This is a genomic window from Novosphingobium fuchskuhlense (genome assembly GCF_001519075.1).
Classification (GTDB): domain Bacteria; phylum Pseudomonadota; class Alphaproteobacteria; order Sphingomonadales; family Sphingomonadaceae; genus Novosphingobium; species Novosphingobium fuchskuhlense.
The window spans coordinates 876757-890718 of sequence record NZ_KQ954244.1; the positions used below are offsets into that span (position 1 = coordinate 876757).

General features: G+C 67.0%; 13 protein-coding genes. 10 read left to right on the forward strand and 3 right to left on the reverse strand.

What is annotated here, in order from left to right:
• Positions 1–63: 63 nt before the first annotated feature.
• Together hflC and hflK are read right to left on the reverse strand one after the other, a co-directional pair.
• A complete protein-coding gene (gene hflC / locus AQZ52_RS03960; RefSeq protein WP_067906593.1) occupies positions 64–921 on the reverse strand; it encodes a protease modulator HflC in 858 nt (285 codons plus the stop codon).
• A 1-nt stretch (position 922) separates the two neighbouring features.
• Positions 923–2101 (reverse strand): protease modulator HflK, encoded by a 1179-nt coding sequence (gene hflK / locus AQZ52_RS03965; RefSeq protein ID WP_338045476.1) that lies wholly within the window; start codon positions 2099–2101, stop codon positions 923–925.
• Between the two features lie 150 nt (positions 2102–2251).
• Here hflK and AQZ52_RS03970 point away from each other — a divergent pair, with 150 nt between their 5' ends.
• From AQZ52_RS03970 to AQZ52_RS04000, 7 genes are all read left to right on the forward strand, one after another.
• Complete coding sequence (locus AQZ52_RS03970) at positions 2252–3178, forward strand: Mrp/NBP35 family ATP-binding protein (RefSeq protein ID WP_082697686.1); 927 nt, start codon at positions 2252–2254, stop codon at positions 3176–3178.
• Entirely contained in the window at positions 3178–5466 is a 2289-nt protein-coding gene (locus tag AQZ52_RS03975; RefSeq protein ID WP_067906595.1) for a xanthine dehydrogenase family protein molybdopterin-binding subunit, read from the forward strand. Before AQZ52_RS03970 ends, AQZ52_RS03975 begins: the two co-directional genes overlap by 1 nt.
• Positions 5467–5473: 7 nt before the next feature.
• On the forward strand, positions 5474–6487 hold the full coding sequence (hemH, locus tag AQZ52_RS03980; RefSeq protein WP_067906596.1) for a ferrochelatase: 1014 nt from the start codon (positions 5474–5476) through the stop codon (positions 6485–6487).
• Positions 6488–6560: 73 nt separating this feature from the next.
• Complete coding sequence (locus AQZ52_RS03985) at positions 6561–7979, forward strand: cytochrome P450 (protein WP_240481525.1); 1419 nt, start codon at positions 6561–6563, stop codon at positions 7977–7979.
• Between the two features lie 198 nt (positions 7980–8177).
• Positions 8178–8438 carry a 30S ribosomal protein S20 gene (gene rpsT / locus AQZ52_RS03990; RefSeq protein WP_054123826.1) on the forward strand — a complete coding sequence of 87 codons (261 nt, stop codon included), beginning with the start codon at positions 8178–8180 and terminating at the stop codon, positions 8436–8438.
• Between the two features lie 557 nt (positions 8439–8995).
• Positions 8996–10399 (forward strand): chromosomal replication initiator protein DnaA, encoded by a 1404-nt coding sequence (gene dnaA, locus AQZ52_RS03995; protein WP_240481442.1) that lies wholly within the window; start codon positions 8996–8998, stop codon positions 10397–10399.
• 203 nt (positions 10400–10602) lie between these two features.
• Positions 10603–11370: a HesA/MoeB/ThiF family protein gene (locus AQZ52_RS04000; RefSeq protein WP_067906599.1), complete on the forward strand. Its 768-nt coding sequence runs from the start codon at positions 10603–10605 to the stop codon at positions 11368–11370.
• On the opposite strand, the gene AQZ52_RS04005 is transcribed toward AQZ52_RS04000, so the two are convergent.
• Entirely contained in the window at positions 11359–12075 is a 717-nt protein-coding gene (locus AQZ52_RS04005) for an NAD-dependent deacylase (protein ID WP_067909404.1), read from the reverse strand. The genes AQZ52_RS04000 and AQZ52_RS04005 overlap by 12 nt on opposite strands.
• A 35-nt stretch (positions 12076–12110) precedes the next feature.
• Between AQZ52_RS04005 and dapB the strand changes: the two genes are divergently transcribed.
• The 3 genes from dapB to AQZ52_RS04020 are packed head-to-tail and all read left to right on the forward strand — an operon-like array spanning position 12111 to position 13959.
• A complete protein-coding gene (gene dapB / locus AQZ52_RS04010; protein ID WP_067906600.1) occupies positions 12111–12839 on the forward strand; it encodes a 4-hydroxy-tetrahydrodipicolinate reductase in 729 nt (242 codons plus the stop codon).
• Positions 12836–13531 (forward strand): endonuclease III, encoded by a 696-nt coding sequence (nth, locus tag AQZ52_RS04015; RefSeq protein WP_067906601.1) that lies wholly within the window; start codon positions 12836–12838, stop codon positions 13529–13531. The genes dapB and nth overlap by 4 nt, the downstream gene beginning before the upstream one ends.
• Positions 13528–13959, forward strand: coding sequence for a hypothetical protein (locus AQZ52_RS04020; RefSeq protein WP_240481443.1), 432 nt, complete (start codon positions 13528–13530; stop codon positions 13957–13959). The genes nth and AQZ52_RS04020 overlap by 4 nt, the downstream gene beginning before the upstream one ends.
• The last annotated feature ends 3 nt before the right edge of the window (positions 13960–13962 follow it).

Here is a 13962-nt window from a genome sequence, read left to right on the forward strand (position 1 = left end):
TGCTTTCACATCCGCGCGCCTTAACCGGCATTGAATAACATGCACGACCCGGTTCGCGTGCGGTTACTTCACGCCCTTGAACTGGCGCAGATAGGCATTGTCGGGTGACAGCACGATCGAGGTGCTGCTGCCCTTCTGCGCGAAGGTCGCGTCATAGCTGCGCATCGCGCGATAGAAGTCGTAGAAATCCGGATCCTTGCCAAAGCTCTCGGCGTAGGTCTTGGCGGCCTCTGCTTCGGCCGTGGCGAGGATGATCTGCGCATTCTTGCGCCCTCCGGCCCGGATCGTCGCGGCTTCCTGCTGGCGTGCAGTGGTCATCCGGGTGAAGGCGGCATCGAGCGGCGCGCCATCGGGCAGGTCCGCCCGCTTGATCCGCACGTCGATCACCTGTGCGCCATATTCGCGCGCCTCGCGGTCGAGGCCCTTGCGGATGTTGACCATGGCCTGCCCGCGATCAGCGGTGAGCAGCGAGGCGAAGGTGCGCTTGCCTAGTTCCTGCCGCAGCACCGAATTGAGGATCGGCTGGAGCTGTTCGGCAACCTTGTCGACGGTCCCGGCCGTCTCATACATCTTGACCGGATCGATCACGCGGAACCGCGCGTAGGCATCGACTTCGAGCCTGCGCTGGTCCGCCGAAGTGACCTGCTGGCGCTCCATGTCGACATCGAGGACTCGCTTGTCGATCCGCACGACCTGCTCGAAGAAGGGGATGCGCAGCACGATGCCTGCGCCGGTCTGGCCAAAATCGGCGTTGGGGCGGAAGCGGTTGACGACGCGGTTGGGCTCGCCCAGCCGGACGATCACGGCCTGCTCTTCCTCGCCCACCACCGTGACGCAGCTGAGCAGCGCGATCACGGCGACTGCGAGCGCGATGATCACCGCCTTCTGTTCTTCCCAGAGTCGGATCAGGGTCTGTTCCATGTCAGCGGCGCTCCGTGCTGTCGGCGGGCGGGGTCTGCTTGATCCCGGGCAGCGGGAGGTAGGGCATCACGCCCGGCGATTCGAGAATGACCTTGTCGGTCTGGCTGAGCACGCGTTCCATCGTCTCGTAATACATGCGCCGCCGCGTCACTTCGGGCGCGAGCTTGTATTGGGCGTAGACCTTGTCGAAAGCGGTCGCCTCGCCCTGCGCGCCCTGGATGATCTGCTGGGCCCGCGCCTCGGCACGGTTGACCTCGCTGCGCGCGTCCTGCTGTGCGGCGGCCACGTCCTTGAAGGCGTCGACGACCTTGGCCGGCGGATCGGTCTTCTTGATTTCCACGCCCTGGATCTTCACGCCCGAACGATAAGCGTCGAGAACGCGCTGCATGCGCTCGCGCACGTTCGCCTCGATCGCGGCGCGGCCCGAGCCCATGGCATCGTTGAGCGAGACTTCGGCGATCGACTGGCGCATGGCCGCTTCGGCCACCTCCTTCACCGTGTCTGCAGGCTTTGCCAACTGGAAGGTGAAGAGCTTGAGGTCCTTGATGTTCCAGCGGACGAGGTAGGTCAGGTCGACGAGGTTCTGGTCGCCGGTCAGCATCAGCCGCTCGCCATCGCCTTCCGGAATGGAATCGCGGCGGATCGACGTGACATCCTCCACCGAGACTTCCTGGATCGGCCAGGGCAGAGTGAGTGAAACGCCCGAATCGATGGTGTGGCTATAGGCGCCGAACGTGGTGACCACGCCCTTTTCCTGCGGCGCGATGCGATGCACCATCGAGGTGCCAAGCCAGAGCAGAACAACGATGCCGATCACCACCGGCACCCATGAGCCGCCACCTGGCCGCTCGGGCAGCCTGAAACCGGGGCCGCCATTGCCACCCCCGCCACCGGAGCGGCGCTTGAAAAGGTCTTCGAGGCCGGGACTGCGGCGTCCGTCGCCCGAGGCAGGCGGCAGCCATGGGTTGCGCGGGCCATTGCCGCCACGCGGCGGCGGCCCATCGCCCGAGGCCCCATTGCCTGAAGCAGGACCGGCTGCGGGGCCCGAACCGCCAGGATCGCCGTCGCCCGCCGGATCAACCGGCGGTTCCCCGCTCCCCGTTTCGCCTGCGCCCCAGGGGCTCTTCTTGCCGGCCATGGCAAGGCCGATCCGCGACATGCGTCCACGATCAAAAATCATGCGTTCATCTATAGGTACGCTCGGCAGTTAAAAACAGTGTCTCCCTGCCAAAATTCATCTGCTAGGGGGCGTCCGTTAGGGCATAACCCCCGCAAGAATGGGATTACGGCATTGAGCCTCGACAAGACGGCACTCGAACAGGCGGTGCGCATGGCCGCGGGTGCACGGTTGCAAACGGCGCGGGTGGATGGCGAGACGGCTTCGGTCATCCTCGAGGTGAGCGGACTCGACCGCGCCGCGCGCGATGCGCTGGAAGCGAAAGTGAAGGACGCCGCGCGCGCAGCAGGCGCGGCCGAAGTGCGCGTGGGAATGACGGCGGACCGTGTGACGCGCCGGATCATCGCGGTGGGCTCGGGCAAGGGCGGCGTCGGCAAATCGACGCTCTCGGCCAACCTTGCCGTCGCCATGGCGCGGCTTGGGCGCAAGGTGGGCCTTGTCGATGCCGACATCTACGGACCTTCGCAGCCGCGCCTCCTCGCGACGGAAGGCCGCAAGCCCGAAGCTGAGAACCAGAAGATCCATCCGGTGCCGAGCCCGTGGGGCGTGCCGATGCTTTCGATGGGGCATCTCGTCCAGCCGGGGCAGGCGATCGCGTGGCGCGGGCCGATGGCGGGCAACGCGCTGGGCCAGCTCATCGATGCGCACTGGGGTGATGCCGAGATCCTCGTCGTCGACCTGCCGCCGGGCACGGGCGACGTGCAACTGACCATGCTGCAGAAGCACAAGCCGGCGGGCGCGGTGATCGTCTCCACCCCGCAGGACCTTGCATTGATGGACGCGGCGCGGGCGATCCGCCTGTTCGAGCAGGGCGACGTGCCGCTGATCGGCATGGTCGAGAACATGGCAGGCTATATCTGTCCGCATTGCGGCGAGAGCAGCGATCCGTTCGGGGCGGGCGGCGCGGAAGCGGCCGCGATGACGATGGGTCTGCCGTTCCTTGGGCGCGTGCCGCTCGATCTCAAGATCCGGCAGGACAGCGATGCGGGCAGCCCGCCGGCTGCCGGTGATGGACCGCAAGCCGAAATCTTCGCCACGCTTGCCAGCCAGGTGCTGGCCTGGCTGGACGCTCAGGACTGATGCGGCTTACCCGGCGCGGGCTGCTGATCGGCGCGGGCGGCGCAGGTGCGCTGCTCGTGGCTTTCGCGCTCTCGCCGCGCCGCTACACCAGCGCGCTGGTTGCTGCTCCGGGCGAACACGTGTTCGACAGCTTCATCCGCCTTGCCGCCGATGGGGCGGTGAGTGTTGCGGTGCCGGTCTGCGAGATGGGGCAGGGCATCAGCACGCTGATGGCGCAGATCGTCGCGGTGGAGCTTGGCGCGGACTGGAAGCGCGTCGGCGTGGAGCCCGCACCGCCGAGCCCGGCCTACGGCGATCCGGTGCTGGCCGCGCGCTGGGCACCGCTTTGGCAACCCGGCTATCTGCCCGCGCTCGCCGATACGCCGGACGATTGGCTGGCGCGGATGCACGCCGAGCGCGAACCGATGATGATCACCGCGGAGGGCACCGCGCTGGCGGCGTTCGAGGCGCCCCTGCGCGCGGCGGCAGCGGGCCTGCGCGCGATGCTGCTGCAGGCGGCCGCTGCAAAGTGGAATGTCGGCTGGGAAACGCTCGATACGGCGGGCCATTTCGTGGTGAACGGCAAGCAGCGGATCGCCTTTGCCGCGCTGATCCCGGAAGCGGTCGGATACGATCCGCCCGATCCTCCGGCTTTGCGTGCCGAACCGCCGCGCGAGCGGCCGGGGCAGTTCCCCGACGGTGCCCGGCCGCGCTATCCCCGGCTGGATCTGCCGGCAAAAGTCGATGGCAGCTTCGTCTTCGCGGGCGACGTGCGGGTGCCCGGTATGGTCCACGCCGCCATTGTGCATGGGCCGCAGGGCGATACCGTGCTCTCGACTTTCGATCGCAAGGCGGCCGAAACAGTGCCGGGGGTGGTTGGTCTGGTGACGGACAAGCGCTGGGTCGCCGTGGCCGCCAAGACCTGGCATGCGGCGCACAAGGCGGTCCTGGCCACGGAACCGCGGTTCCATGCGGCGGGTCGGATCGCCGATTCCTCCGCGCTTGAAAACCGTATCGACACTGCGTTGCGCAAGGGGCGGGCGACGAGGCTGATGGCGGAGGGCGATCCCGATGCCCTGCTCGCCAAGCCCACGCTCACCGCGCGCTACGACGTGGAGCCGGCGCTTCATGCCCCGCTCGAAACCGCGACGGCCACCGCGCGCCTTACCGGCGACAAGCTGGAAATCTGGCTGGCGACACAGGCGCCAGAGCTGGTGCGGCGGCAGGCGGCGCGGGCGGCAGGCGTCTCTGCGCGCAAGGTCGTGCTCTATCCGATGCATGCCGGGGGCAGCTTCGATGCCCGGCTCGACGCCCGCATCGCTGTCGAGGCGGTGACCATCGCGAAGACGCTTGGGCGGCCGGTGCAACTCACCTGGTCGCGTTGGGAGGAAGCGCTGGCCGGATACCCGCGCACGCCGGTTTCCGCGCAGCTCTCCGCTGCATTGGGACCGGACAAGCGCCAGTTGCTCGGTTGGCGCACCCGCATGGCGCTGCCGGCCACCGCAATCGAGGCGGGCGCGCGGCTGCTGGACGGGATGGATGCTCTGGGGGCACAGGCCGCGGCGAAGGGCCGCGCCGATCCGCTCGCCTGCGAAGGCGCGATGCCGCTCTATGCGATCCCCGAGCGTGCGGTTGATCACGTGCCCACCGCGCTGCCGCTGCCGACAGCGCGCTATCGCGGCAATGCCCATGGCTATAGCGCGTTCTTCACGGAAAGTTTCATCGACGAGTGCGCGCATCATGGGGGTGCGGAGCCGCTGTCGTACCGCATCGGCATGCTCACCGGGCAGCCGCGCCTCGCCGCCTGCCTCGTCGGCGCGGCGCGGCTGGCGATGTGGGGCGGCGGGGCCGATGCCTCGGGCCAGGGCATTGCCTGCCACCGCATGGACCTTGCCGCAGGCGAGGGCCTGCGCAGCGGCTTTATCGCCGTGGTCGCCACCGCGCGGCAGGAGGAAGGCGCGATTCGCGTGGACCAGTTGACGGCGTGGCTCGATATCGGACGCATCGTGAACGTGGATATCGCGCGCCAGCAAGTCGAGGGCGGTCTGCTTTTCGCGCTGTCGCAGGCCATCGGCGGCAGCACAGCCTATGCGGCGGGTCTGCCGACGGCGGGACGGCTGGCGCAATTGGGTCTGCCGCTGCTTGCCGATTGCCCGAAGGTTGATATTGCGTTTGCCGAGTCGGACGAGCAACCGTTCGATCCGGGCGAGCTTGCGACGACCGCAGTCGCGCCGGCCATTGCCAATGCGCTGTTTTCTGCCACAGGACTGCGCTTTCGTCGCCTACCCCTGCTTTCTGAAGGCCTTTGATCAGCGCATGGACCAACCTGCCGACCACCCGCGGATTCTGACCGGCAAGATCGGGGTGCTTCTGGTCAACCTCGGCACACCGGATGCACCCGATGAAGGCGCGGTGCGCCGCTATCTCGCCGAATTCCTGTCCGACCGCCGCGTGGTCGAGATTCCGCAGATCGTCTGGCAGCCGATCCTGCGCGGGCTCGTCCTGCGTACGCGGCCAAGAGTATCCGCGCATGCCTACAGCCAGGTATGGACCGAGGAAGGCTCGCCGCTGGCGTTCCACACGGCGGCGCAGGCCCGCGCATTGCAGGCCCGGCTGGGCGATACCGCGATCGTGCGCCACGCCATGCGCTATCAGAAGCCGGCCATGGCGGCCGAGCTCGACAGGTTGCTGGCCGATGGCTGCGAACGCATCCTCGTCGCGCCGCTCTATCCGCAGTATTCGGGCGCGACAACGGCGAGCGCGCTCGATGCCGTGGCGAACTGGATCAAGGACCGCCGGCGCCTGCCTGCGCTGCGCACGCTGCCGCCCTATTTCGATGATCCGCTGATGATTACGGCGCTGCACAAGGATCTTGCCGCGCAGATCGGCGCGCTTGATTTCGCGCCCGAACTGCTGGTGCTGAGCTTCCACGGCATGCCCGAGCGCACCCTGCGGCTCGGCGATCCCTATCACTGCCATTGCCAGAAGACCGCGCGCCTGCTGGGCGAGGCCTTTGCCCGCACGCATCCGCAGCTCAAGGTCGCCACCAGCTTCCAGTCGCGCTTCGGACGCGCCAAGTGGCTGGAGCCCGCGACCGACGACGTGATCAAGGTGCAGGCCGGCAACGGCATTCGCCGCATGGTCGTCGCCGCGCCCGGTTTCTCTTCCGATTGCCTCGAGACGATCGAGGAACTCGGCATCCGTGGGCGTGAGGATTTCGAAGCGGCCGGGGGCACGCATTTCGCCGCGCTCACCTGCCTCAATGCGACCGAGAGCGGCATGGATCTGATCGAGGCGCTGGTACGGCGCGAGCTGGCCGGCTGGATCTGATTTTACCGGCTTTGACTTTGCTGACACCTGTGTCATTAACCGCCCGGTTAAATGCGCAGGAAGGAGCATGGCTTTGGCCAGTCTGGCAGCACCCCCAACGCGGGCCGTTCGTCCGCACGATGCGCAGTCCGAACGCGGTAATCCGCACTGGACCCGCCTGAAGGACGAGCGCGAGCTCGATCATATCCCCGGCAGCGACGGCTGGCCGATTGTCGGCACGACCTTCCAGCTGCTCGCCGATCCGATCGGCTATGGCAACCGGATGCGCGCGGCGTATGGCGACGTCTATCGCACGCGCAGCTTCGGGCGGCGGCAGGTCACGCTGATCGGGCCCGAGGCGAACGAGCTGGTGCTGTTCGACCGCGACAAGATCTTCTCCTCCGAACAGGGCTGGGGCCCGGTGCTCAACCTGCTGTTCCCGCGCGGGCTGATGCTGATGGATTTCGCCGCCCACCGCGCAGACCGGCGCGCGCTGTCGATCGCGTTCAAGCCCGAGCCGATGCGGCACTATTGCGATGCGCTCAACGCCGATATCGCGCGCGGTGTCGAAGCCTGGGGCGCAGGGGAGCGCAAGTTCTACAGCGCGATTAAGGCGCTGACCCTCGAGACCGCGGCGACGAGCTTCCTCGGCCTGCCGCTCGGGCCCGAGGCGGACCGGCTCAACAAGGCCTTCGTCGACATGGTCCAGGCCTCGGTCGCCCCGGTGCGCCGCCCGCTGCCCTTCACGGCGATGGGCAAGGGCTATGCCGGGCGCAAGCTGATGGTGGACTATTTCACGCGGCTGGTGCGCGAGCGGCGGGCGAAGCCCGGGCAGGACATGTTCAGCCAGTTCGCGATGGCGCGGCGCGACGATGATCCGGCGGCCGATCTGCTGCCCGAGGATGTCGTGGTCGATCACATGATCTTCCTGATGATGGCCGCGCACGACACGATCACGAGTTCGTTCACGACGCTGATCTGGCACCTCGCGAAGAATCCCGAGTGGCAGGAGAAGCTACGCGCCGAGGCGCGTGCCGCCGCGGGAGGTGACGGGGTGCCGCTGGCCTACGATGCGCTCGGCAAGATGGAACTCGCCGAGATGGCGATGAAGGAAGCGCTGCGGATCATGCCGCCGGTGCCTTCGACGCCGCGCCGGGCGATGCGCGACTTCACGTTCGGCGGGTACCGCATTCCCGCCGGCACCAATGTCGGCGTCAGCGCGGCGGCGGTCCACGCCGATCCGGCGCTGTGGCCCGATCCGGAGCGCTTCGATCCCCTGCGCTTTACGCCCGCTGCGGTGGCGGCACGGCACAAGTACGCGTGGATCCCCTATGGCGGCGGCGCGCACATGTGCCTGGGGCTGCACTTCGCGACGATGCAGACCAAGCTGCTGGTGCACCACATCCTCACCCGTTACCAGGTGGAGGCGGAGCCGGGCTATACACCGGCGTGGCAGGCGTGGCCGATCCCCAAGCCGCGCGACGGGCTGCAGGTGAGGCTGGTGCGGCTTTGATCCGGGCCGGCACCGTGGAAGATGCCGCACCCGATCGGGTCCGTGCGCGCGCGCCGCACCAGACTCCCCGGTTGACGATTCGGCAGGCCGCAGCTATGGGCCGCGCTTTCCCGGGAGGCTTGCCGCCTTGCCGGGACAAATCGGATTGTTTGCGGCCCGTGCCAAGCGGGCTGCCAGAGCTCTTGAAACAGGACAGACATGGCCAATACGCCACAAGCCCGTAAGCGCATTCGTCGCAACGCCAACCGCGCCGAAATCAACGGCAATCGCCTTTCGCGCATCCGCACCTTCGTGAAGAAGGTCGAGGCCGCGATTGCCGGTGGTGACAAGGCGGCTGCAGCCGAGGCCCTTCACGCCGCCCAGCCCGAGCTGGCCCGCGGTGTGGCGCGCGGTGTGCTCCACAAGAACACCGTTGCGCGCAAGATGTCGCGTCTGTCGAAGCGAGTCGCTTCGCTCTGATTCGCGGCGGCGCTGCTCTCGGGCAGTGTTCCTATGTAATATTACGGAACGCGGCTGGTGCCTTGGCGCCGGCCGCGTTTCGTTTCATCCCCGTGACTCTGTGTGTCACAACCTCGTTGGATGGCTTGGTCAACAACAAGTCGCAGATTTCCGCCGATTCGCGAGCGATACAAAGCAAAAGGCAACGATTTCAATATATTGATTGATTTCCGCCATGTTTGCCTCGTCAAGATTCTTTATTTCAGTTTTTTTGCGGCTCGGCGCTTGCGAATCCCTCCCGAAGGCCAATAGACAAGACTTCCCGATGCGGTGCCGTGTCTGCCTCAGCAGGTCCGGTCGTCACTTCGGGGTCACGACATTCGCAAGTTTCATGGCCGGAAGCAGGGGTGCTTTCCGGCGCGGGGTAGATTTGTGCCTGCGGCAGGGGGTGCTGAAGCAGGCCTTCGGGGTGAGGATAGCGACGCGTGAAGATGGATGACTTTGTAGGCGGCGGTGGTCGGGGCGCCGCAGCCCAGGCGGCGGACGCCGCACCGGGCAGAAAAGGACGGGACAACGCAATGATCGAGGACCAGGAAGCGCTCGATCTTGCCGCGGATTGGGCAGATATCAGCCAGGGCCTGAAGAAGGATCTCGGCCCCCAGCTGCACAGCCAGTGGATCAAGCCGATCCAGGTCGGCTCGTTCTGCAAGGAAACCGGCACGCTCGACTTGTTCCTGCCGACCGAGTTCTCCGCGAACTGGGTGGCCGACCGCTTTGCCGACCGACTGTCGCTCGCGTGGAAGATCGCCCGTTCGGAAGTGCGCCAGGTGCGGATCACCGTGCACCCGCGCCGCCGCGCCATGCCCGAGTTGCGGATGGGCGGCCTGCCGGCGAACGACACCGGGCCGATGCCTGCCGCCCAGCGCCAGTCCACCGTCCCGCTCAGCGCCGATGCCGCCGTCACCGGGCTCGATCCCTCCCTGACCTTCGCCGAATTCGTTTCGGGTTCGGCCAACGTGCTCGCGGTCAACGCCGCGCAGCGCATGGCCGCGCTCGAGACTCCCCAGTTCTCGCCGCTCTATCTCAAGGGCGCGACCGGCCAGGGCAAGACGCACCTGCTCCACGCCATCGGCCACGCCTATGCGGCTGCCCGTCCGGGTGCGCGCATCTTCTACTGCTCGGCCGAGCGCTTCATGATCGAGTTCGTGCAGGCCATGCGCTCGAACGAGATGCTGGAGTTCAAGGCGCGGCTGCGCGGGTTCGACCTGCTGCTCGTCGACGACATCCAGTTCATCATCGGCAAGGCCAGCACGCAGGAGGAATTCCTCCACACGATCGATGCACTGATGAGCGCAGGCAAGCGCCTCGTCGTTGCCGCCGACCGCGCGCCGCAGGCCTTGGACGGTGTCGAGCAGCGTCTGCTCTCGCGCCTCTCGATGGGCCTCGTCGCGGATATCCAGCCGGCCGATATCGATCTGCGCCGCAAGATCCTCGAACACCGCCTCGCGCGCTTCACCGCCACGCAGGTTCCGGCGGACGTGATCGAATTCCTCGCGCGCACGATCAACCGCAATGTGCGTGAGCTCGTCGGCGGGCTCAACAAGCTGATCGCCTATGCCCAGCTCACCGGCCAGCCGGTGTCGCTCCAGCTCGCCGAAGAACAGCTCACCGACATCCTCTCCGCCAACCGCCGCCGGATCACCATCGACGAGATCCAGCGCATGGTCTGCCAGTTCTACCGCGTCGACCGCACCGAAATGGCCAGCAAGCGCCGCGCCCGCGCGGTCGTGCGGCCCCGGCAGGTCGCGATGTACCTCGCCAAGGTGCTGACGCCGCGCTCGTACCCCGAGATCGGCCGCAAGTTCGGCGGACGCGATCACTCGACCGTGATCCATGCCGTCCGCCTGATCGAGGAGCTGCGCACACGCGATGCCGATATGGACGGCGATGTGCGGACCCTGCTGCGGCAGCTGGAAGACTGAAGAAAAAGGAAAGTGCGAGGGCCATCGCCCTCGCGCTCCCGGGAGTTTGGCGCTCGGCCTATCCACCGCGCGCTATTCCAACGAAGCGGTATCAATTCTCCGGCCACGCCGGGAGGCGTGACGGCTCCGTCTTGCACCAATGATCGGGAGCGCGAGGGCGATGGCCCTCGCATTTCTCTTCCTTTCTCCCTAACTCCCCTTCCATGACTCCCGACCGCCTCGACCGCTTCGCCCGCCACATCGTCCTTCCCGAAGTGGGCGGAGCCGGGCAGGCCAAACTGGTGCAGAGCCATGTCGTGCTGATCGGCATGGGCGGCATTGGCAGCCCGGCCTTGCAGTATCTGGCGGGGGCCGGGATCGGACGGCTGACCCTGATCGACGATGATGTGGTCGAGGCGTCCAACCTCCAACGCCAGACCATTTTCGGAACCTCGGACATCGGCAGACCCAAGGCCGAGGCAGCGGCGGATTGGCTCAGGGCGTTCGATCCTGCGCTGCAGGGCACTGCCCGTGTCATCCGCCTCACCCGCGAGAATGCCGCCGCGCTGATCGCGGGCGCCGATGTGGTTCTCGATGGCAGCGACAACTTCGCCACGCGACTGGCGGTTTCGGATGCCTGTGTCGCGGCGGGCGTCCCGCTGACCAGCGCCGCGCTCGGGCGGTTTCAGGGGCAGGTCGCGAGCTTTGCCGGACACCGTGAGGCGCACGCCTGCTATCGCTGCTTTGTTGGCGATGCGTTCGATGCGGAGGATTGCGACACCTGTGCCGATACCGGGGTGCTGGGCGCGATGGTCGGAATGGTGGGCGCCTTTGGGGCGATGGCAGCGATGCGCGTGCTGCTTGAAGGTGTATCGACGCTGGGCGATCCGCAGTGGGGGCAGGTCCATGTGCTCGACGGGCTGAAGCCGGCGCTGCGCTCGATGCGCATTGCGAGGGACCCGGAGTGCCGGGCCTGCGCCTCAGCGGCCTAGCAATTCCTCGACCCACGCGGGCACAACCTCGCTGGCCGGGCCGAGGCGGGTTTCATCGAACCACTGCGAGCCTTGGGAGCGTTCGAGATTGAGTTCGAGCGTTGCCGCGCCGATCTCGCGCGCGGTGCGCACGAAGCCGGCGGCGGGATAGACCGCGCCCGAGGTGCCGATCGAGACGAACAAATCGGCTTCGGACAGGGCGGCGAAGATCTCGTCCATGCGGTATGGCACTTCGCCGAACCAGACGACATCGGGACGCAGGAAGGGCGCGCTGCAGGCGGGGCAGGGCGGGCGGTCGATAAGGGCCCCTGTCCAGCGATGGCGGGTATCGCAGGCGGTGCACCACACGGTGAGGTGCTCACCGTGCATGTGGATCACGCCGAGCGATCCGCCGCGTTCATGGAGATCATCGACGTTCTGCGTGACGAGGGTGACGCTGCCGCCGGGCACTTTCTTCGGCCATTCGCGCTCCAGCCGGCCCAGCGCCTCATGCGCCGGATTGGGCTGCTTGGTCTGGATTGCTTCGCGCCGCATGTCGTAGAAGCGCAGCACGAGGTTAGGATCGCGGGCGAAGCCTTCGGGCGTAGCGACGTCCTCGACGCGGTGCTGTTCCCACAGTCCGCCCGCCGAACGGAAGGTATCGATCCCGCTTTCGGCGGAAACCCCGGCCCCTGTCAGGATGACAATGTTGCGAATGGTCTGCATCGCGGCCATGAAGCACAGCACACGTGAGGGTAGCAATGGCACGCATAGGCATTATCGGCAGCGCAGGACGCATGGGGCAGGCGCTGGTCGACGCAATCATCGCGGCAGGCCATGAGCACGCCGGGGGGATTGACCAGGGCGGCGATCCTGTGGCGCTCGCGCAGGCCTGCGATGTGCTGGTGGATTTTTCGGCTCCGGCAGCGCTGGAATTCAATCTCGATGCGGCGATCCATGCAGGGATACCCATCGTGGTCGGCACGACGGGGCTGGCCGAGCGGCACCACTGGCTGGTCGATGCGGCGGCGGTGAGTGTGCCGGTCCTGCAGACGGGCAATACCTCGCTCGGTGTGACCCTGCTTGCGCATCTGGTGCGCGAGGCGGCCGTTCGGCTGGGCGAGGACTGGGATATCGAGATTGTCGAGACGCACCACCGCATGAAGGTCGATGCGCCATCGGGCACGGCGCTGCTGCTGGGCGAGGCGGCGGCGGCGGGCCGGGGGGGGCGGCTGGACGAGGTATCCGTGCGCGGGCGCGACGGAGTGACGGGTGCGAGGAAGGCCGGCACGATCGGCTTCGCGGCGCTGCGCGGCGGCACCGTGGCGGGCGATCACACGGTCCATTTCCTCGCCGACAATGAGCGGCTCTCGTTCTCGCACCTTGCCGAGAACCGCGCGATCTTCGCCCGCGGCGCTGTGCGGGCGGCGGCATGGCTGCTCGGCAAGGAGCCCGGGCGCTATCAGATGCCCGAGGTGCTCGGCCTTTGAAGAAGGACCAGATCTTCGAATTCTTCCGGCGCCTCGCGGAGACCAATCCTTCGCCGGAGACCGAGCTCGAATATGGCAACGTCTACCAGTTGCTGGTGGCGGTGACGCTTTCGGCGCAGGCGACCGATGTCGGCGTCAACAAGGCCACGCGGGCGCTGTTCGCCAAGGTGAAGACCCCGCAGGACATGCTCGATCTGGGCGAGGAGGGCCTCAAGGCGCACATCAAGACCATCGGCCTGTTCAACAGCAAGGCGAAGAACGTGATCGCCATGGCCGAGATCCTCGTGCGCGAGCATGGCGGCGAGGTGCCGAACGACCGCGATGCGCTGACCCTGCTGCCCGGCGTGGGCCGCAAGACCGCCAACGTGGTGCTCAATTGCGCGTTCGGGGCGGAGACCTTCGCGGTCGACACGCATATCTTCCGCGTGAGCAACCGCACGGGCCTCGCCAAGGGCAAGACCCCGCTGGCGGTGGAGAAGGGGCTGGAGAAGAAGGTGCCGCAGCCCTTCCGCGTCGGTTCGCACCACTGGATGATCCTGCACGGGCGCTATGTGTGCAAGGCGCGGACGCCGGAGTGCTGGCGCTGCGATGTGGTTGACCTTTGCGGCTACAAAGGGAAGATTCCCGAGAAGGGGGCGAAACCCGCGACTCCGGTAGGGGGGGCGCGGGCAGCCAAGGAGAAGAAGCCATGAGTGCTTTGAGGATCGCCGCCTTCGTTTCCATGACAACTGCCGCCGCGCTCTCGCTCGGTGCCTGCGCGGCCAAGGGTGGGTCGGCATGGGCCGAGAATGGCCATGCCGCCGACATCCCGGCTGCGACGCCGGCCGGCAAGGCTGTGAGCTGCATTCCGATCACGCAGATCCGCGAAAGCCGGGTGCGCGACGACTGGACCATCGACTTCCGCACGGGCGGCGATACCTGGTATCGCAACAGCTTGCCCAACCGCTGCGGCAGCCTCGGCTTCGAGCGGGCGTTTTCCTATTCAACCTCGCTCTCGCAGCTCTGCAACGTCGATATCATCACGGTCTTTCGCAATGGCGGCGGCCCGACTGGTCCGTTGGGCTCCTGCGGCCTCGGGATGTTCCAGCCGGTGAAGCTGGCGAAGGAAGCGAAGAAGTAGTCG

What these genes read in the sequence shown, in the direction of transcription:
- rpsT (WP_054123826.1), top strand. Translation starts at nt 8,178, where the DNA reads ATGGCCAATACGCCACAAGCCCGTAAGCGCATTCGTCGCAACGCCAAC.
- AQZ52_RS04005 (WP_067909404.1), bottom strand. Translation starts at nt 12,075, where the DNA reads ATGCAGACCATTCGCAACATTGTCATCCTGACAGGGGCCGGGGTTTCC.
- hflC (WP_067906593.1), bottom strand. Translation starts at nt 921, where the DNA reads ATGGAACAGACCCTGATCCGACTCTGGGAAGAACAGAAGGCGGTGATC.
- dnaA (WP_240481442.1), top strand. Translation starts at nt 8,996, where the DNA reads ATGATCGAGGACCAGGAAGCGCTCGATCTTGCCGCGGATTGGGCAGAT.
- AQZ52_RS03975 (WP_067906595.1), top strand. Translation starts at nt 3,178, where the DNA reads ATGCGGCTTACCCGGCGCGGGCTGCTGATCGGCGCGGGCGGCGCAGGT.
- AQZ52_RS04000 (WP_067906599.1), top strand. Translation starts at nt 10,603, where the DNA reads ATGACTCCCGACCGCCTCGACCGCTTCGCCCGCCACATCGTCCTTCCC.
- AQZ52_RS03970 (WP_082697686.1), top strand. Translation starts at nt 2,252, where the DNA reads ATGGCCGCGGGTGCACGGTTGCAAACGGCGCGGGTGGATGGCGAGACG.
- AQZ52_RS04020 (WP_240481443.1), top strand. Translation starts at nt 13,528, where the DNA reads ATGAGTGCTTTGAGGATCGCCGCCTTCGTTTCCATGACAACTGCCGCC.
- hemH (WP_067906596.1), top strand. Translation starts at nt 5,474, where the DNA reads ATGGACCAACCTGCCGACCACCCGCGGATTCTGACCGGCAAGATCGGG.
- dapB (WP_067906600.1), top strand. Translation starts at nt 12,111, where the DNA reads ATGGCACGCATAGGCATTATCGGCAGCGCAGGACGCATGGGGCAGGCG.
- hflK (WP_338045476.1), bottom strand. Translation starts at nt 2,101, where the DNA reads ATGATTTTTGATCGTGGACGCATGTCGCGGATCGGCCTTGCCATGGCC.